The organism is Massilia sp. NP310, from assembly GCF_019443485.1.
Lineage (GTDB): Bacteria > Pseudomonadota > Gammaproteobacteria > Burkholderiales > Burkholderiaceae_D > Telluria > Telluria timonae.
On the sequence record NZ_CP080379.1, the window covers coordinates 3,543,972 to 3,562,276 of the forward strand.

15 protein-coding genes are annotated in these 18,305 nt (G+C 66.9%); 4 read left to right on the forward strand and 11 right to left on the reverse strand.

Annotated elements, in window-relative coordinates:
- Nucleotides 1-161: 161 nt before the first annotated feature.
- The 5 genes from KY496_RS15580 to KY496_RS15600 all read right to left on the reverse strand — a co-directional run bounded on the left by KY496_RS15580 (nt 162) and on the right by KY496_RS15600 (nt 7,528).
- Nucleotides 162-1,661, reverse strand: coding sequence for an efflux transporter outer membrane subunit (locus KY496_RS15580; protein WP_219861435.1), 1,500 nt, complete (start codon nt 1,659-1,661; stop codon nt 162-164).
- 1 nt (nt 1,662) lies between these two features.
- A complete protein-coding gene (locus KY496_RS15585; RefSeq protein WP_219861437.1) occupies nt 1,663-4,842 on the reverse strand; it encodes an efflux RND transporter permease subunit in 3,180 nt (1,059 codons plus the stop codon).
- 6 nt (nt 4,843-4,848) lie between these two features.
- Nucleotides 4,849-6,063, reverse strand: coding sequence for an efflux RND transporter periplasmic adaptor subunit (locus KY496_RS15590; RefSeq protein ID WP_184236750.1), 1,215 nt, complete (start codon nt 6,061-6,063; stop codon nt 4,849-4,851).
- Nucleotides 6,064-6,458: 395 nt separating this feature from the next.
- On the reverse strand, nt 6,459-7,304 hold the full coding sequence (locus tag KY496_RS15595) for an alpha/beta hydrolase (protein ID WP_005665114.1): 846 nt from the start codon (nt 7,302-7,304) through the stop codon (nt 6,459-6,461).
- Nucleotides 7,301-7,528, reverse strand: coding sequence for a hypothetical protein (locus KY496_RS15600; protein ID WP_005665113.1), 228 nt, complete (start codon nt 7,526-7,528; stop codon nt 7,301-7,303). The genes KY496_RS15595 and KY496_RS15600 overlap by 4 nt, the downstream gene beginning before the upstream one ends.
- 141 nt (nt 7,529-7,669) lie before the next feature.
- Between KY496_RS15600 and KY496_RS15605 the strand changes: the two genes are divergently transcribed.
- From KY496_RS15605 to KY496_RS15620, 4 genes are all read left to right on the forward strand, one after another.
- Nucleotides 7,670-8,647 carry a LysR family transcriptional regulator gene (locus KY496_RS15605; protein ID WP_184236746.1) on the forward strand — a complete coding sequence of 326 codons (978 nt, stop codon included), beginning with the start codon at nt 7,670-7,672 and terminating at the stop codon, nt 8,645-8,647.
- A gap of 43 nt (nt 8,648-8,690) precedes the next feature.
- Nucleotides 8,691-9,137: a DUF962 domain-containing protein gene (locus KY496_RS15610; protein ID WP_184236743.1), complete on the forward strand. Its 447-nt coding sequence runs from the start codon at nt 8,691-8,693 to the stop codon at nt 9,135-9,137.
- 97 nt (nt 9,138-9,234) lie between these two features.
- Entirely contained in the window at nt 9,235-10,173 is a 939-nt protein-coding gene (locus KY496_RS15615) for a DMT family transporter (RefSeq protein WP_219861439.1), read from the forward strand.
- Nucleotides 10,170-10,664, forward strand: a complete 495-nt coding sequence (locus KY496_RS15620; protein WP_005665106.1) for a GNAT family N-acetyltransferase — start codon at nt 10,170-10,172, stop codon at nt 10,662-10,664. The genes KY496_RS15615 and KY496_RS15620 overlap by 4 nt, the downstream gene beginning before the upstream one ends.
- Before the next feature lie 296 nt (nt 10,665-10,960).
- Here KY496_RS15620 and hutI read toward each other — a convergent pair whose 3' ends face one another.
- Genes hutI through hutU form a run of 6 tightly spaced genes read right to left on the reverse strand, consistent with a single transcriptional unit; the run spans nt 10,961 to nt 18,218 of the window.
- Nucleotides 10,961-12,172 (reverse strand): imidazolonepropionase, encoded by a 1,212-nt coding sequence (gene hutI, locus KY496_RS15625; protein ID WP_219861441.1) that lies wholly within the window; start codon nt 12,170-12,172, stop codon nt 10,961-10,963.
- Nucleotides 12,165-12,770 (reverse strand): HutD family protein, encoded by a 606-nt coding sequence (locus KY496_RS15630; protein ID WP_005665102.1) that lies wholly within the window; start codon nt 12,768-12,770, stop codon nt 12,165-12,167. Before KY496_RS15630 ends, hutI begins: the two co-directional genes overlap by 8 nt.
- A 1-nt stretch (nt 12,771) precedes the next feature.
- On the reverse strand, nt 12,772-14,148 hold the full coding sequence (locus KY496_RS15635; protein WP_219861442.1) for a formimidoylglutamate deiminase: 1,377 nt from the start codon (nt 14,146-14,148) through the stop codon (nt 12,772-12,774).
- Nucleotides 14,145-14,933, reverse strand: a complete 789-nt coding sequence (gene hutG / locus KY496_RS15640; protein ID WP_219861444.1) for an N-formylglutamate deformylase — start codon at nt 14,931-14,933, stop codon at nt 14,145-14,147. The genes KY496_RS15635 and hutG overlap by 4 nt, the downstream gene beginning before the upstream one ends.
- Nucleotides 14,934-14,949: 16 nt before the next feature.
- Entirely contained in the window at nt 14,950-16,494 is a 1,545-nt protein-coding gene (gene hutH, locus KY496_RS15645) for a histidine ammonia-lyase (RefSeq protein ID WP_005665096.1), read from the reverse strand.
- Between the two features lie 14 nt (nt 16,495-16,508).
- Nucleotides 16,509-18,218 carry a urocanate hydratase gene (hutU, locus tag KY496_RS15650; protein WP_005665094.1) on the reverse strand — a complete coding sequence of 570 codons (1,710 nt, stop codon included), beginning with the start codon at nt 18,216-18,218 and terminating at the stop codon, nt 16,509-16,511.
- Between the last annotated feature and the right edge of the window lie 87 nt (nt 18,219-18,305).

Here is an 18,305-nt window from a genome sequence, read left to right on the forward strand (position 1 = left end):
TTGGCGAACTCGGCAGGGAAAGTCTCGTCCCGCCTCCTCAATGTGTCAATTGAATCCGGGTGAAATGTGTAGTTTTGCTACACCAAGCAAAAAAAAGCGGCGGTACGCTCGCACGCACCGCCGCAAAGGGCAAACAATCTGCCAGGAGGTAAGGAATCAGATCAACGCTGGGCCAGCGTCGTGCTTTCCGCCTGCGGCGCATCCCAGCCGCCGCCCAGCGACCGGATCAGCGCCACGGTGGTCAGCGCACGGTCACCGCGTAGCTGCACCGCGCTGCGTTCCACTGCCGCCAGGTTGCGCTGCGCGTCGAGCAGTTCCAGGTAGCTCGACCGGCCCGCGTCATACAGCTTCTGCGCCAGGTCGGCCGAACGGCGCGCCGAGACCACGGCGGCGTCGATCTGGGCCGACTGGCCGGCCAGGATGCGCAGGCCGGCCAGGCTGTCCTCGACTTCGGCGAACGCCACCAGCACGCTCTGGCGGTAGGCGCCGACCGATTCCTCGAGCGCGGCTTCGCTGCGCACCACGTTGTTGCGGTTGCGGCCACCGTCGATCAGCGGCATGGAGGCCAGCGCGCCGACCACCCATGAACGGCTGCTCCATTTGAAGACCTCGGAGAACACGCTGCCCACGCCGCCGCCGTCGGCGCTGATGGTCAGCGCCGGGAACATGGCGCCGCGCGCCACGCCGATGCGGGCGTTGGCCGCTTCCATCGCGCGCTGGGCGGCGACGATGTCGGGCCGGCGCTCCAGCAGCGACGACGGCAGGCCGGCAGGAATCGCCGGCATCAGGCTCGCATCGAGCAGCGGGCTCGGGCCGGCCACGTAGTCGGCCGCCGGTTTGCCCAGCAAGACGGCAAGCGCGTGCTCGGTGGTGGCGCGCTGGCGCTGCACGCCGATCGCCTCGGCGCGCGCCGTGGCCAGCTCGGTGCGGGCGCGCGACAGGTCGAATTCGCCGATGTCGCCCAGGTCGAAGCGGCGCTGGGTCACCTTCACGCTCTCTTCGCGCAGGCGCACGGTCTGGTCCACCGTCACGAGTTCGGCGTCCAGCGCGCGCAGCCTGAAATAGGTCTGGGCCACGTCGGCCTGCAGCGCCAGCAGCACCGAGCGGAAGTTCGCCTCGGAGGTTGCCGCGTCGCCGCGCGCCGCCGACACGCTGGCCGCCACGCGGCCGAACAGGTCGACCTCGTAGCTGGCCGACAGGCGCGCCGTGTAGCTGGTGTGGGCCTCGGTATCGCTGCCCTGCGCCTGGCCCGACTCCAGCGGCGACAGGCGCGCGCGCTTGGCGCCGATGCCGATGCCCACTTGCGGAATGCGGTCGGCTTCGGCGATGCCGGCGATGGCCCGCGCCTGCTTGACGCGGCTGGCCGCGACCGACAGGTTGGCGTTGTTGGCGGCGGCTTCCTCGATCAGCGCGGTGAGCGCCGGGTCGTTGAAGGCCAGCCACCACTGGCCACGCGACTGGGCTTCGGCCGGCTGCGCCGGCTTCCAGCGCGCGCCGTCGATGCCCGCCACTTCCACGTCGGCCGCCTTGGGGGCCTGCGATTCGCGGAAGGCGGCCGGGGTCGCCACTTGCGGCTGCACGAAATCGGGCGTGGCGCAGGCGGTCAGCAACAAGGCTGCCAGCAACGGGGCTACGCCGCGTCGAATGAATGGATTATTCATCTCAATGTACTCCTTCCGCGTTGTGCGCCACGGCGGGCGCCTTCGCAGGTTTTTCAAAGCGCTTGGCCAGCATGCGCAGCAGCACGTAGAACAGCGGCGTCAGGAACAGGCCGAAGAAGGTCACGCCCAGCATGCCCCAGAACACGGCGATGCCGATCGCGTGGCGCATCTCGGCGCCGGCGCCGCTCGAGAACACCAGCGGCACCACGCCGGCGATGAAGGCGATCGACGTCATCAGGATCGGACGCAGACGCAGGCGGCTTGCCTCCAGGGCGGCGTCGATCACGCTGCGGCCGTGGTCTTCGAGTTCGCGCGCGAATTCCACGATCAGGATCGCGTTCTTCGAGGCCAGCCCCACCAGCACGAACAGGGCGATCTGGGTGAAGACATTGTTGTCGCCACCCGACAGCTTCACGCCGGCCAGCGCGCACAGGATGGACATCGGCACGATCAGGATCACCGACAGCGGCAGGGTCCAGCTTTCGTACTGGGCGGCCAGCACCAGAAACACCAGCAGCACGCACAGCGGGAACACATAGATCATGGTGTTACCCGACAGGATGTCCTGGTAGGTCAGCTCGGTCCATTCGTACGACACGCCCTTCGGCAGCGTCTCTTTCGCGATCTGTTCCATGATGGCTTGCGCCTGGCCCGACGACACGCCGGGCGCCGCGCCGCCATTCATCTCGGCCGACACGTAGCCGTTGTAACGCGTCACGCGGTCCGGACCATAGGTGTCCTTCACGCGCATCACCGACGACAGCGGAATCATCTCGCCGCTGTTGCTGCGCACCTTCAGCTGCTCGATCTGCTCGCGGTGCGAACGGAACTCGGCGTCGGCCTGCACGCGCACCTGGTAGGTACGGCCGAACTGGTTGAAGTCGTTGACGTACACCGAACCCAGGTTGACCTGCAAGGTCTGGTTGATCTCGGACAGCGGCACGCCCAGCTGCTTGGCTTTCACGCGGTCGATGTCGGCGAACAGCTGCGGCACGTTGATCTGGAAGCCCGAGAACACGCCGGCCAGCTCCGGGGTCTGCCAGGCGCGTGCCTGCAGCGCCTGCACCGCGTTGTTCAACTCGTCATAGCCGACGTTGCCGCGGTCTTCGATCATCATCTTGAAGCCGCCGGTGGTGCCCAGGCCGTTCACCGGCGGTGGCGACAGCACCAGCACGAAGGCGTCTTCGACGGCGCCCATGCGCTTGTTGATCTCGGCCGCGATGGCGTCCGCGCTCATGTCCTTGCCCTTGCGATCCTTGAACGGCTTCAGGCTGGTGAACACGATGCCGGCGTTCGGCGCATTGGTGAAGCCGTTGATCGACAGGCCCGGGAAGGCGATCGACGATTCCACGCCCGGGATCTCCTTGGCGATCGCCGACATCTGGCGGATCACGGCTTCGGTGCGGTCGAGCGAAGCGGCGTCCGGCAACTGGGCGAAGCCGATCAGGTAGGCTTTATCCTGCTGCGGCACGAAGCCCGGCGGCACTGCCTTGAACATGAACACTGCGGCCACGGCCAGCGCCAGGTAGACGCCGATGGCGGCGGTCTTGCGGCGCAGGACGCCCTTCACGCCGCCTTCGTACTTCTCGGACGAACGGGCGAAGAAGCGGTTGAACACCGCAAAGAAACGCCCCAGGACTGCGTCGATCATGCGCGTCAGGCGGTCCTTCGGCGCGTGATGCGGCTGCAGGATCGAGGCCGACAGCGCCGGCGCCAGGGTCAGCGACACGAAGGCCGAAATCACGGTCGAAATCGCGATGGTCAGGGCGAACTGGCGGTAGAACTGGCCGGTCAGGCCCGCGACGAAGGCGATCGGCACGAACACGGCGCACAGCACCAGCGCGATCGCGATGATCGGGCCGCTCACTTCCTTCATCGCCTGGATGGTCGCGTCATGCGGCGTCAAGCCGTTGGCGATATTGCGCTCGACGTTTTCCACCACCACGATCGCGTCGTCGACCACGATGCCGATCGCCAGCACCAGGCCGAACAGCGACAAGGTGTTGATCGAGAAACCGAAGGCCAGCATCACGGCGAAGGTGCCGACCACCGAGACCGGCACCGCCAGCAGCGGGATGATCGAAGCGCGCCAGGTTTGCAGGAAGATGATGACGACCAGCGCCACCAGCACCACGGCTTCGAGCAGGGTCTTGATCACCGAATCGATCGACTCGCGCACGAACTGGGTCGGGTCATACACGATCGAATACTCGACGCCCTGCGGGAAGTCCTTCGCCAGCGCATCCATCGTGGCGCGCACGTTGGCCGACAACTGCAGGTCGTTGGCGCCCGGGGCGGCGAAGATCGGAATCGCCACCGCCGACTTGTTGTTCAGCAGCGAGCGCAGCGCATACGAGCTGGAACCGAGTTCCAGGCGCGCCACGTCCTTCAGCAGGGTCGTGCCGCCGTCGGCATTGGTCTTGAGGACGATGTCGCCGAATTCCTCGACGGACTGCAGGCGGCCCACCGTGTTGACGGTCAGCTGGAAGTCGGCGTCCTTGGCCGGCCCCTGGCCGATCACGCCGGCCGCGACCTGCACATTCTGCTCGCGGATCGCCGCGACCACGTCGCCCGCGGTCAGGTTACGCTCGGCCACCTTCTGCGGATCGAGCCAGACCCGCATCGCGTATTCGCCGGAACCGAACAGCTGCACCTCGCCCATGCCCTCGATGCGGGCCAGCTGGTCCTTGACGTTCAGCACCGCGTAGTTGCGCAGGTACAGGTCATCATATTGACCGTTGGGCGAATTCAGGTGCACCACCATGGTGATGTTGGGCGACGACTTCACCGTGGTCACGCCGATCTGGCGCACCTCTTCCGGCAGGCGCGGCAAGGCGCGCTGGACCCGGTTCTGCACCGCGGTCTCGGCCTGCTCGACGTTGGTGCCGATCTTGAAGGTGACGGTCAGCATCAGCGCGCCGTCCGATGTGTTTTGCGAGGACATGTACAGCATGTCCTCGACGCCGTTGATCTGTTCTTCCAGTGGCGTGGCCACGGTTTCGGCGATCACCTTCGGGTTCGCGCCCGGATACTGGGCGCGCACCACCACCGACGGCGGCACCACTTCCGGGTATTCCGAGATCGGCAGCTGGAAGATCGAAATCAGGCCGCCGACGAAGATGATCACCGACAGCACCGCCGCGAAGATCGGCTTGTCGACAAAGAATCTGGAAAAGTTCATGTTCGATTACTCCTTGACGTCGGCCAGCGCCACTTTGGCGTCCTTGGCTGCCGGGGCTGCGGCCGCAGGGGCCACCATCGGCACGGTTTGCGCGGCGATCGGCGCGCCGGGACGCACGCGCTGCAGGCCGTTGACGACGATCTTTTCGCCCGGCTTCAAGCCGTCGCGCACCACGCGCAGGCCATCGTCGAGCGGTCCGAGCTTGACGGCGCGGTACTCGGCCTTGCCGTCCTTGTCGACCACGTACACGAACTTGCGGTCCTGGTCGGTGTTGATGGCGCGGTCCTGGATCAAGATCTGCTGGCTCGGCGCGCCGCCGGCGATCTGCACGCGGGCGAACAGGCCGGGCGCCAGCTGGCGGTCGGCATTGGCCAGGGTGGCGCGCATGCGCACGCTGCCGCTGCGGCTGTCGAGCTGGTTGTCGACGAATTCCAGCTTGCCGCTGTGCGGGAAGCCTTCTTCGCCGGCCAGGCCGACCTTCACGTCGACCGGCTGGCCGGCATGGGTGCGGCGGCTCACGCGCAGATAAGTGCTTTCGTCGCCGTCGAAGCTGGCATAGATGCGGTCCAGCGACACCACCGAGGTCAGCACGGCGCTGGCATCGACCAGGTTGCCGAGGGTGATTTCGGCTTTCGAGACGCGGCCGTCGATCGGCGCGGTGACGCGGGTATAGGCCAGGTTCAGGCGCGCGGCTTCGTACTCGGCGGCGGCGGCGCGGGCGCTGGCGTCGAGCTCCTTCTGGCCGGCGTCGCGTTCGTCGAATTCGCGCTGGGCGATGGCTTTGTCAAGCAGCAGGCGCTCGGCGCGCTGCAGTTCCAGGCGCGCCAGGTCGGCCCTGGCGCGGGCGGCGGCCGCGGCGGCCTGGGTGCGGTCGGCCTCGGCCTGGTAAGGACGCGGGTCGATCACGAAGAGGACGTCGCCTTTCTTGACTTCGGCGCCGGGCTTGAAGTTGACGGCGGTGATGTAGCCCGAGACGCGCGAACGGATCTCGACCACGTCGATCGCTTCCAGGCGGCCCGAGAATTCCTGGGTCTCGAGGACGGGCTTTTGCACGACCACGGCGGCGGACACCGGCGGCGCGGGCGGCGCTGCCGGTGCATCGTTGCTGTTGGCGTCGGCGCAGCCGGTCAGGCCGGCGCCGACGAGTCCACTGAGCGCCAGTGCGGCCACGATCACGCGCAGGTTGCCCGGTAGTTTGCCCTGTTTTGGCTGGTTATTCATGATTAACCTTTCTTATTAACGACGATTGAAAAGACAATAAAACCCCGTCCGGCGTCGTCGACCTGTCGAGTCGAGCGAAACGCTGGCGAAAAACATCCCCTTCCGCGCCGTGGCGCGGAAAAAATCAGGAAATAAGTGAAACGCGGCCGGTCAGTTCATGCCGGCGGCGCCGGGCCTAGCCCCGTGGACAGTCGCGCGCTGCGTGCAACTGCCGGCCCTGTGCCTGCTCGTTGTGATTCATGGCGACCCTCCATTTTCGATTGACTCTTACTTACCCATCAAGACTGCATGAGACGCAGTTACAATGGGTCCCCCACCGGTGCGCCAGGCACGGTGTCTTGCGATACGCTTGCTGTATCCGGCGTGGCCGGGATCAGGTGGTTGATGCTGAGGTGTCAGGCGCCTCCACGCCCTTCCAGCCGCGCGAGGAAGCTGGAAATCTCGAGCATCGCCTGCACCTTGCAGGCGCATTCGTTGCGCCCGTTCGGATCCTGCAGGTCGGGTGCGGCCATGCGGCGCACGGTGGTGCAAATGCCGGCGTTGATCAGTTTGGCGCCGTATTGTTCAGCCTCGTCGCGTAATGGATCGTCTTCGGCCGACAGGATCAGCGCCGGCGCGAGGTTCTTGAGACGGCTCGAGTGCAGCGGCGCCGCATACGGATGCGAGCGGTCGGCCGCATGCGGCAGGTAGCCGCGGTAGGCGGCCGCGCATACGGTGGCCGCCTTCTCGCGATCGGCGCAATAGGTCATCTGGCGCATCGAACCGGTGGAGAGCGCCGGGTCGAGCATCGGCATGACCAGGATCTGGCCGGCCAGGGCCGGGCCGCCGCGGTCGCGCGACATCAGCGCGCATACCGCCGCCAGGTTGGCGCCGGCTTCGATGCCGGCCGTCACCAGGAGCTTGCCGCTCCAGCCCAGCTTGGTCTTGTTCTTCTTGGCCCACTGCAGCACCGCATGGGCGTCCTCGACCGCGGCCGGGAACGGACTCACGGTCGCCAGCGTATAGGTCGAAGCCAGCACCAGCGGCAGGTGGTCGCATTCGGCGAGGCTGCGCAGGAAGTCGTCGCACTCGTCCAGGTCGCCGCTGTCGAAGCCGCCGCCGTGGAAGTACACCACCAGCAGGTCGCGCTTGGCGACCGGGCCCGCGGCATACAGCCGCGCGGCCAGGGGACCGGTGGCGCCGCCTACCTCGAGGTCGCGTACCTTGAGGCTGCGGTCGACGGCGTCCAGCACGGCGCTCATCGGGCGGCTCCCTGTTTCTGGAGCTGGACGATGCGCTCGTCGACGTCGGCGCAATCGCCGGCGCAGCTCATCTGCATTTCCAGGGACAGCGCATGGAAACCACGCGCCTCGGCGCCGGCGGCGCGCGAGTAGGCATCGGTGCAGAGCAGTGCCGCCAGTGCGACGCCGCTCAGGGCGACTGCTACCGTGGTAAAGATTCCGTTCTGAATGTTCCGATGGCTCATGGCCGGCTCCGTCTTCCTGGTCAATACATTGTTGCGATGCACACATAATAGTCTTCATCTACAATCAGATAAAGATGGCAATACCGAATTGATTGTTCGGATTGCTGAACAATCGCACTGTTTTAATCCGAAGAAGACGATATGAACAAACTCCAGGCCATGGAAGTATTCGTGCAAGTGGTCGACGCCGGCAGCTTCACGCGTGCCGCCGAGACCCTGCAATTGCCCAAGGCAACGGTGTCGACCCTGGTACAGGCGCTGGAAACCTCGCTCGCCTCCAAGCTCTTGCACCGCACCACGCGCCATGTGTCGGTGACCTCGGACGGCGCCGCCTATTACGAGCGCTGCGTGCGCATCCTGTCCGACGTGCGCGACGCCGAGGAATCGCTGTCGCGCCACCGCTTCAGCCCCAGCGGACGGCTGCGGGTGGATGCGCCGACCGGCCTGTCGGCCGAGATCCTGATTCCCGCCCTGCCCGACTTCTTCGAGCGCTATCCGGACATCACGCTCGAACTCGGCACCACCGACCGCCCGGTCGACCTGGTCGAGGAAGGCGTCGATTGCGCCGTGCGCGGCGGGGAATTGCTCGATACCAATCTCATTGCACGTCGGGTCGGGGTGATCAACTTCGTCACCTGCGCCTCCCCCGCCTATGTGGAACGCTACGGCATGCCGATGCACCCGCGCGACCTGGAGCGGCACCGCTGCGTGAATTATTTCTCGGCGAGGAATGGCAAGATCTCCAGCTGGGACTACACCCGCGACGGCGAGCGCATCGACATGACCTTGCCCGGCGTGATCGCCCTGAACGATTCGAGCGCTTATATCCAGGCCGGCCTGTCGGGGCTGGGCGTGATCAATATGACGGATTATCTGCTCAACGAGCACTTGGCCACCGGCAAGATGGTGCGCCTGCTGCCCGAATGGCGCTGCGACCCGCTGCCGGTGCACGTCGTCTATCCACACAACCGCCACCTGTCGGCCAAGGTGCGGGTGTTCGTCGAATGGATCTCGGAACTGTTCGCGAACCATCCGAACCTGCGCCTGCAGCCGGCCGACACCGCGGCGCCCGTGCCGGCGCTGCCGTCGAATGCGCGGCAGACGGGACAAGGCGACTGAAGCGGGCGTAGAATCGGCGACACAATAACCGGAGACCGCCGTTATGGAATTTTCCTCTACGTCGCGCGATATCGACGTGTTGCTGGCCCGCTATGCCGAGAGCCACCGCAATCCCGTCAACGAACTGATCCACTTCGTCTGCATCCCCGCCATCGTGTTCAGCCTGCTGGGCATTCTGTGGGCAATTCATCCGTTCGTGGCCCTGGCTGTCGTGGGCGCCGCGCTGGTCTATTACACCAAGCTGTCCAGGCCGTTCGCGTTTGGGATGGCGGCGATGGCCGCCGTGATGCTGGGGCTGCTGAACATGCTGCCGGAAGGCACCGTGCTGGTGACCTCGATCGGGGTGTTCGTGCTGGCCTGGATCGGGCAATTCATCGGCCACCATATCGAGGGCAAGAAACCATCGTTCTTCGACGACCTGCGCTTCCTGCTGATCGGGCCATTATTCGTGCTGAGCTTTCTGTATCGGCGAATGCGGCTGGCCTATTGATCACCCGACGGCGATGTTGCGCTTTTGATACAGCGGAGCGCCCCGCCGCCGTAAAAGATGCCGGCAGGAACAAAGCGGGAGGACTATACTCCCGCGAATGTCTTCTCCCGTCCTCTTCATCATCGCCTCACTGATCTGGGGCTCGACCTTCTGGGCCATCACCTTACAGCTGGGACACACCGCTCCCGCCGTGTCGGTGGCCTACCGTTTCTTCCTGGCCGCCGCCGCCCTGTTCGCCATCTGCCTGGTGCGCCGCGACAGCCTGCGCCTGCCCTGGCGCACCCATCGCTGGATGGCGCTGCAGGGCGGGCTGACCTTCGGCATCTCGTATATCTGCACCTACGAATCGGAGCAGCACATCGTCTCTGGCCTGGTGGCGGTGATGTTCGCGCTGATGGTGTTCTGGACGCCGATCTGGAGTCGAATCTTCTTTGGCACCGAGGTCAAGGGACGCACCTGGGCCTGCGGCGGCATCGCCACCGTCGGCGTGGCCCTGCTGTTCTGGCACTCGATCAGCGACGCCTGGCAAGAATTGAAGACGGGCGGCGACGGCCATTTCCTGGCCGGCGTGGTGCTGGCGCTGGCCGCCACCCTGGCCAGCTCGGCCGGCAGCATCGTGGTCAACAAGGTCAAGGAACAATCGTCCAACCTGCCGCTGACGATGGCCTGGTCGATGTTGTGGGGCGCGTCGATGGTGGCGGTATGGTCGCTTGCCAACGGCAATGCCTTTACCCTGCCCGAGAGCCCCACCTACTGGGCGGGCCTGGTGTACCTGTCGATCTTCGGCTCGGTCATCGCCTTCTTCGCCTATTTCACGCTGATCGGCCGCATCGGCGCCAACAAGGCCGTCTACATCGGCGTCGTCACGCCCGTGCTGTCGGTGCTCCTGTCGGTTCAGCTCGAAGACTACCGCCCTGGCCTGCTCGAATTCCTGGGCATGGTGCTGTGCCTGGCCAGCGTCGCCTGGGCCGTGCGCGCGCCTGCCGCCAAGCGCGTGCAATCCGCTAACCTGAACAATGCCATTGAATCGCCATGAACGTTAACACCGCCTTTTCCATCCGCCCCGCCCAGCCGCAAGACGTCGCCCACATCCACGCCATGATCGTGGAGCTGGCGGTGTTCGAAAAACTCGAACACATGGTGGTCGCCACCGAAGCCCTGCTGCACGAAGGCCTGTTCGGCGCGCGCCCATCGTGCGAAGCGATCGTCGGTGAAGAAAACGGTGAAGTCGTCACCTTCGCCCTGTTCTTCCATAACTTCTCGACCTTCCTCACCAGGAAGGGCCTGTACCTGGAAGACCTGTATGTAAAACAGGCGCACCGCGGCAAAGGCTATGGCACGCAGATGCTGCAACGCCTGGCGCAGCTGGCGGTCGAACGCGGCTGCGGGCGTTTCGAATGGTCGGTGCTGGACTGGAACGAACCGGCCATCCAGTTCTACCAAGCCATGGGCGCGGACGTCATGCCGGATTGGCGCATCTGCCGCGTCACCGGCGACAGCCTGCTGTCGCTCGCGCAGCGCAGCTGAAGCACGCAATAAAAGCGACGCCCGAAAGAAAAACCCACGGGCCTTGGCACCGTGGGCAAACCCATTTTGGCAAATGGGGAGGGGAGATGGGAATCACATGAATGACTATAGTTGGCCATTCTTAATGATCCATTAAGGCTTACATTTGCTTACTGCTGTAACCGCCGTAGTAACCGTTTGTCGTTATCGCGTGTTGAATCCATCATCGGCCAGGCAAGAAAGCCAGGCTTGAGGGTGATCAAGCACTTACCCACCGTGGCTGCGAGTGTTGCGACAAAGGGACAAGTGTTGCCAAATTACACGGCAAGACCGGGCGCGCGCAGGACGCCGCCATTGACCACGGCCTGGCAGGGATTGAAGCCGATCGCATACGCCAGGTCGGCGGGACGGGCGATGTTCCACAAGGCCAGGTCGGCGCGCTTGCCGACCGTCAGGGTGCCGATCTCGGCCTGCAGGCCCAGGGCCAGCGCGCCATAGGCGGTCGCGCCGAGCAGGGCTTCCTGCGGCGTCAGGCGCCACAGGGTGCACGCCATATTCATCGCCAGCAGCAGCGACGTCATCGGCGAGGTGCCGGGATTGCAGTCGGTGGCCACCGCCATCGGCACGCCGGCTTCGCGCAGCGCGTCGATCGGCGGCATCACGGTCTCGCGCAGGAAGTAATAGGCCCCCGGCAGCAGCACCGCCACGGTGCCGGCGCGCGCCATCGCCGCGATGCCTTGCGGGCTCAGATGTTCCAGGTGGTCGGCCGACAGGCCTTCGTAGCGCGCCACCAGTTCCGCCCCGCCCTGGTCCGACAACTGCTCGGCGTGCAGCTTGAGCGGCAGGTCGAGCTTGCGCGCGGCGTCGAACACGCGCCCGGTCTGGGCGCGCGTGAAACCGATCCGTTCGCAGAAGGCGTCCACCGCGTCGACCAGGCCTTGCGCGGCGAGCGCCGGCAGCATGCGCTCGCACACTTCAGTCACGTAGTCGTCCTGGCGGCCGGCGAATTCCGGCGGCAGCGCGTGCGCGCCGAGGAAGGTGGTCGCCACCCGCACCGGCAGCAGCGCGCCGATGCGGCGCGCGGCGCGCAGCATGCGTTCTTCGGCGCCCTGTTCGAGGCCGTAGCCCGACTTGATCTCGAGCGTGGTCACGCCCTCGGCCAGCAGGGCGCGCACGCGCGGCAGGCTGGCCGCGACCAGGTCGTCGACACTGGCTGCGCGCGTGGCGCGCACGGTGGACATGATGCCGCCGCCCTGGCGCGCGATGTCTTCATAGGTGGCGCCGTTCAGGCGCGCTTCCCACTCGTTGCTGCGGTTGCCGGCGTGGACCACGTGGGTATGGCAGTCGACCAGGCCCGGCGTCATCCAGGCGCCGCCGCAATCGTGCACCCGGCTTGCCGGCGGGGCATCAAGGCGCTTGCCGATCCAGGCGATGCGGCCATCCTTCACCGCCAGCGCGGCGTCCGGCAGCTCGCCGTAGCCGTCCTCCATCGTCGCCAGGTGGACGTTGGTGAAGAGCAGGTCAGTCATACATCTCTGCGTCGTCGTCTTCCGAATAATAGTGGACGTCGACGATGAAGATCGTGGCCTGCCCCGCTTCCAGCGACCACACCGTGCCCTGGTCGAGGATCACGGCGTCGTAGCGCACCAGGCCGATGCGCTCGTCGTCGCTGGCCAGCTGCAGGCTGTCGCCCTCGGCCAGGAACAGCACCGTCACCTCGGCGCGCGCGACGAAGGTGGAGTCGCCGCTCAGGCGCCGCCGCCCGAACTGGTGCCAGCAGCGCTCGCTGCGCGACATGACGTTGAAGTCCAGGGTCGGCCCGCGATTGAGCCGCGCCTGCACCTCGGAATCGCCGTCGAACGCGATCACCGGTTCGGCGTCGCTGATCAGGGTCGGCTCGCCGTCGATCTGCAAGGTCAGGCCATGGCCGTCGACCAGCGCCAGGGTGCGGTCGACGCCGGGGAAGCGCGAGAACGCGCCGTCCTCGGCGATGGTCGCCAGGCTGACGCGCCAGTCGAAATCGTCGAAGCCGGCGTCCGGCGGGCCGATCGCGATCTCGATCGTGCTGCCGCCGCCGTTCTTCCACGGCGCCGGGGCCAAGCCTGCAAACGGAATCAAGACTGTCATTTCACACCTCCTGGGTCACTGCGCGCAAATCCCTGAGCGCCTGGCGGTAGCGCTGGGCGACCTCGTCCTGCGCCATGTGGCGCCCGTCCTCCACCACCCAGCGGCCGCCGCACAGCACGTCGCGCACCAGGTTGTCGTTGCCACAGAATACAACACGTCCGAGCACTTCGGATTCAATCACGCCATCGAGGTTCGGATGCTGCTCGTCCAGCACCAGCAGGTCGGCGCGCCGGCCGGCCTCGAGCAGGCCGACGCGGCGCCCCGTCGCCAGCGCGCCGCCCTGCAGCGCCGCCTGCCACAGATAGTCGCCCACGTCGCGCCGTTCACGGGTGTGCGCCACGTTGCGTTGCTGGTGCAACAGACGCTGGCCGTACTCGAGCCAGCGCAGCTCTTCGACCGGGCTTTGCGACACGTGGCTGTCGCTGCCGACGCCGAAGCGCCCGCCCGCCTCGATGAAGGGCGCCAGCGGGAACAGGCCGTCGCCCAGGTTGGCCTCGGTGGTCGGGCACAGGCCGGCCACCGCGCCGCTGCTTGCCAGCGCCACGACTTCGTTCTCGTTCAAATGGGTCGCGTGCACCAGGCACCAGCGCGCATCGAGCGCGACGTGGTCCATCAGGTATTCGACCGGGCGCCGGCCGGCATGCGCCAGGCACTGCGCCACCTCGCCCTGCTGCTCGGCGATGTGGATGTGCAGCGGACGCCCCGGCGGCAAGCCGCCCGCCAGCGCCCGGATCTGATCGATGGTGGCGGCGCGCAGCGAGTGCGGCGCGGCGCCGACTTCCAGCTGGCCGCCGCGCAGCGGGCCCAGGGCCTCGACGATGCCGAGCACCTCGTCGACGTCCGTGCGAAAGCGCGCCTGCGCCGGCGCCAGCGGCTTTTCGCCGAAGCCCGCATGGCTGTACAGCACCGGCAGCAGGGTCAATCCCATGCCGGTCGCCTGTCCCGCCGCGGCCACCCGCTCGGCCGTCTCGGCCGGCCGCGCATAGGCGGCGCCGTCGGCGTCGCGCTGCAGGTAGTGGAACTCGCACACCGAGGTGTAGCCGTGGCGCAGGCACTCGGCGAACAGCTGGGCCGCGATGGCCTCGATCTGGCCTGGGGTGATGCGGGCGGCGAAGCGGTACATCAGGTCGCGCCAGGTCCAGAAGCTGTCCGGCCCGTCGCCGGCGCGTTCGGTCAGGCCGCCCAGCGCGCGCTGGAAGGCGTGCGAATGCAGGTTGACCATGCCGGGCAGGACGTATTGCGCCTGCCGCATGCCGGGGGAAGCGGTGGCGCCGGGCGCCACCCGGGTCAGGTCGCCGTGCGCATCCCATTCGAGCAGGACGTCGCGCTGCCAGCCTTGCGGCAGCAGCGCATGGCGCGCGAACAGGGCTGTCGTCATGGACGCACCCAGTTCACCGCGGCCATGACCATGTCGCGCAGCAGCGGTTGCAACTGAGCGGCGACGTCAGGGCGATAGTCGAACGGCGGCGCCTCGTCCATGTACAGGCACTGGCATTTCTCGAGCTGGATCGCATGCACGCCGTGCGGCGGCTGGCCGTAGTGGCGCGTGATATGGCCGCCCTTGAAGCGGCCGTTCAGGGCGATCGTGTAGCGCTCCTGGGCGCGCGCCACGCCCAGGACCGCCTCCTCCAGTCCCGGGTCGCACGACTTGCCTTCGGCGGTGCCGAAGTTCAGGTCGGGCAGCTTGCCCTCGAAAAAGCGCGGCACGATCGAGGCGATCGAATGCGCTTCCCACAGCACCACGCGGCCATGTTCGGCTTTCAGGCGATCGAGTTCGGCGCGCAGTTGCGCGTGATATGGCCGCCAGTAGCGTTCCAGGCGCCGCCCTACCTCGGCCTGGTCGGGCTCCATGCCCTCCCGGTAAAGACGTTCGCGCCCGAAGGTGTCGAGCGGGCACAGGCCGGTCGTGTCCAGGCCCGGATACAGGTTGGTGTTCTCTGGCGGGCGGTTCAGGTCGATCAGGTAGCGCGACCAGCGCGCCGAGATGGTCGAGATGCCCATCTCTTCCAGGAAGCCGTACAGTTCCGGCAAGTGCCAGTCGGTGTCGGCGCGCGCCGCGGCGCAGGGCGCCAGCGTGTCCGCCACCTCGTCGGGGATGTCAGTGCCCGCATGCGGCATCGACACCAGCATGGGAAGCCTGCCTGCCTTGAACCGGAACTCCATCTTGCCTCCTTTGTGTTTACGGGTGCAGTACGGTGAACAACTCCTTGCACGACGCCGACAGCGCGCCGTCGACCACCAACCTGCGCGCGGCCTCGATATCGGGCGCGAAGAAGCGGTCGGCATCGTAGGGCGCGACGTGCTGGCGCAGCTGGGCATGCACCGATTCCAGCGTCTCGGAGCTTTTCAAGGGGCGGTGGAATTCGATGCCCTGGCTTGCTGCCAGCAGCTCGATCCCGACGATGACCGCCGTATTGTGCGCCATCTGGTCGAGACGGCGCGCAGCGAAGGTCGCCATGCTCACGTGGTCTTCCTGGTTGGCCGACGTCGGCAGGCTGTCGACGCTGGCCGGATGGGCCAGCGACTTGTTTTCGGAGGCCAGCGCGGCGGCGGTCACGTGGGCGATCATGAAGCCCGAGTTCAGCCCCGGTTCGCGCACCAGGAAGGCCGGCAGGCCGGACAGGTTGGCGTCGATCAGCAGCGCGATGCGGCGCTCGGCCAACGCGCCGATCTCGGCGATCGCCAGCGCCAGCGTGTCGGCGGCGAAGGCCACCGGCTCGGCGTGGAAGTTGCCGCCAGAAATGATCTCTCCGCCCTCGAACAAGAGCGGATTGTCGGTCACGGCGTTCGCCTCGATCAGCAGGGTGCGGCCGGCATTGGCGATCAGGTCCATCACGGCGCCCATCACCTGCGGCTGGCAGCGCAGGCTGTACGGGTCCTGCACCCGCTCGTCGCCCACCAGGTGCGAGGCGCGGATCGCGCTGCCCGCCACCAGTTCGCGGTAGATCTTCGCCGCCGCGATCTGGCCCGGCTGGCCGCGCACCGCGTGGATGCGCGGATCGAACGGCGCATCGCTGCCGCGCGCCGCATCGACCGACAGCGAGCCGGTGACCATCGCCGCCTCCAGCAGGCGTTCGGCCATGAACAGGCCATGCAGCGCCAGCGCGGTCGAGACTTGCGTGCCGTTGATCAGGGCCAGGCCCTCCTTCGCCGCCAGCGTCACCGGTTCGATGCCGGCCGCGCGCAATGCGTCGACGGCTTCCACCAGCACGCCATCGTGGCGCACCTGGCCCACGCCCAGCATCGCCAGCGTCATATGGGCCAGCGGCGCCAGGTCGCCCGAGGCGCCGACCGAACCCTGCGAGGGAATCGCCGGCATGATGTTGGCGTTGTACAGGGCGACCAGAGTCTCGACGATGATCGGACGCACGCCCGAATAGCCGCGCGCCAGGCTGCCGATCTTGGTCAGCAGGATCAGGCGCACGATGGTGTCCGAAAGAAGCTCACCGGTGCCGACCGCATGCGACAGGATCAGGTTGCGCTGCAGGGTGGCCAGCTGGTCGTTGGGAATATGGGCCTTGGCCAGGATGCCGAAGCCGGTGTTGATGCCATAGGCCGGGTCGCCCTTGGCGACGATGGCGTCCACGGTGGCGGCGGAGGCCGCGATGTCGTCCCATGCCTTGGCCGCCAGGTCCAGTCGCTGGTGGCCGCCCCAGACGGCGCGCAGGTCGCTGAGCGCCAGTGCGCCGGGTTGCAGGGTGAGGCGTTGAAGAGTGTCGTTCATGGTCGCTGCTGGGTTTATTTGATCATTGGAAGGTTCAGGCCATTGCGCTTGGCGCAGTCGATGGCGCTGTCATAGCCGGCGTCGGCGTGGCGCATCACGCCCGAGGCGCTGTCGTTCACCAGCACCCTTGCCAGGCGTTTCGCCGCGGCCTCGGTGCCGTCGGCCACGATCACCACGCCGGAATGCTGCGAGTAGCCCATGCCCACGCCGCCGCCGTGGTGCAGCGAGACCCAGGTGGCGCCGCCGGCCGTGTTCAGCAAGGCGTTCAGCAGCGGCCAGTCCGAGACGGCATCGGTGCCGTCGCGCATCGCCTCGGTCTCGCGGTTCGGGCTGGCCACCGAGCCGGTGTCGAGGTGGTCGCGGCCGATCACCACCGGCGCCTTCAGCTCGCCCGTGCGCACCATCTCGTTGAAGGCCAGGCCGGCCAGGTGGCGCTCGCCCAGGCCCAGCCAGCAGATGCGCGCCGGCAGGCCCTGGAAGGCGATCCGTTCGCGCGCCATGTCGAGCCAGCGGTGCACCCGCGCGTCGTGCGGGAACAGCTCCTTGATCCTGGCGTCGGTTTTATAAATGTCTTCCGGGTCGCCTGACAGCGCCACCCAGCGGAACGGGCCGCGGCCCTCGCAGAACTGCGGCCTGATATAAGCCGGCACGAAGCCCGGGAAGTCGAAGGCATCCTGCACGCCCTCGTCCTTGGCCACCTGGCGGATATTGTTGCCGTAGTCGACGGCGTGGGCGCCGAGCGCCTTGAAGTCGAGGATGGCGCGCACGTGGATCGCGCACGATGCCGCCGCTTCGGCCTTCAGGCGCGCATGCTGGCCCGGGTCCGCCTGCGCCGCCTTCCACTGTTCGACGCTCCAGCCGATCGGCAGATAGCCGTTGATCAGGTCATGGGCCGAAGTCTGGTCGGTGACGAGATCCGGCGCCAGGCCGCCCTCTTTCGCGCGGCGCACCAGTTCCGGCAGCACCTCGGCCGCATTGCCGAGCAGGCCGATCGAGATGGCCTCGCGCGCGTCCTTGTGCTGGCGGATCATGGCGAGCGCTTCGTCGATGTCGCGCGCCTGCTTGTCCAGGTAGCGGGTGCGCAGGCGGAAGTCGATGCTGCTCTGCTGGCATTCGACGGTCAGCGAGACGGCGCCGGCGAAGGTGGCGGCCAGCGGCTGGGCGCCGCCCATGCCGCCCAGGCCCGCCGTCAACACCCAGCGGCCGGCCATATCGCCACCGAAGTGCTGGCGGCCCGCCTCGGCGAAGGTTTCATAAGTGCCCTGCACGATGCCCTGGGTGCCGATATAGATCCAGCTGCCGGCCGTCATCTGGCCGTACATGAACAGGCCCTTGCGATCGAGTTCATTGAAATGTTCCCAGTCGGCCCATTTCGGCACCAGGTTCGAGTTCGCCAGCAGCACGCGCGGCGCATCCGGGTGGGTCTGGAACACGCCGACCGGCTTGCCGGACTGGATCAGGAGGGTCTGGTCATCCTCGAGCGCGCGCAGCGAGGCCAGGATCTGGTCATAGCATTCCCAGTTGCGGGCGGCGCGGCCGATGCCGCCGTAGACCACCAGGCGCTGCGGGTTTTCCGCGACCTCGGCGTCGAGGTTGTTCTGGATCATGCGGTAGGCGGCTTCGGTCAGCCAGCTCTTGCAGCTGAGCTGGTTGCCGCGTGGCGCTTGAATGACGCGGGTCGGGTCGAAACGCGGGTCGTCGAGAGGACGGGTATCTTGGGACATGGCGGCTCCTTCGGTCGGGGATACGGCGCGCGCTATCCGCGCGCCGCAAAGCTGCTCTGAAGTCTAGGTTGTCTATACAACCTCGTC

Coding starts and splice junctions, on each gene's coding strand:
- KY496_RS15580 (WP_219861435.1), bottom strand. CDS start 1,661: ATGAATAATCCATTCATTCGACGCGGCGTAGCCCCGTTGCTGGCAGCC.
- KY496_RS15585 (WP_219861437.1), bottom strand. CDS start 4,842: ATGAACTTTTCCAGATTCTTTGTCGACAAGCCGATCTTCGCGGCGGTG.
- KY496_RS15590 (WP_184236750.1), bottom strand. CDS start 6,063: ATGAATAACCAGCCAAAACAGGGCAAACTACCGGGCAACCTGCGCGTG.
- KY496_RS15595 (WP_005665114.1), bottom strand. CDS start 7,304: ATGAGCGCCGTGCTGGACGCCGTCGACCGCAGCCTCAAGGTACGCGAC.
- KY496_RS15600 (WP_005665113.1), bottom strand. CDS start 7,528: ATGAGCCATCGGAACATTCAGAACGGAATCTTTACCACGGTAGCAGTC.
- KY496_RS15605 (WP_184236746.1), top strand. CDS start 7,670: ATGAACAAACTCCAGGCCATGGAAGTATTCGTGCAAGTGGTCGACGCC.
- KY496_RS15610 (WP_184236743.1), top strand. CDS start 8,691: ATGGAATTTTCCTCTACGTCGCGCGATATCGACGTGTTGCTGGCCCGC.
- KY496_RS15615 (WP_219861439.1), top strand. CDS start 9,235: ATGTCTTCTCCCGTCCTCTTCATCATCGCCTCACTGATCTGGGGCTCG.
- KY496_RS15620 (WP_005665106.1), top strand. CDS start 10,170: ATGAACGTTAACACCGCCTTTTCCATCCGCCCCGCCCAGCCGCAAGAC.
- hutI (WP_219861441.1), bottom strand. CDS start 12,172: ATGACTGACCTGCTCTTCACCAACGTCCACCTGGCGACGATGGAGGAC.
- KY496_RS15630 (WP_005665102.1), bottom strand. CDS start 12,770: ATGACAGTCTTGATTCCGTTTGCAGGCTTGGCCCCGGCGCCGTGGAAG.
- KY496_RS15635 (WP_219861442.1), bottom strand. CDS start 14,148: ATGACGACAGCCCTGTTCGCGCGCCATGCGCTGCTGCCGCAAGGCTGG.
- hutG (WP_219861444.1), bottom strand. CDS start 14,933: ATGGAGTTCCGGTTCAAGGCAGGCAGGCTTCCCATGCTGGTGTCGATG.
- hutH (WP_005665096.1), bottom strand. CDS start 16,494: ATGAACGACACTCTTCAACGCCTCACCCTGCAACCCGGCGCACTGGCG.
- hutU (WP_005665094.1), bottom strand. CDS start 18,218: ATGTCCCAAGATACCCGTCCTCTCGACGACCCGCGTTTCGACCCGACC.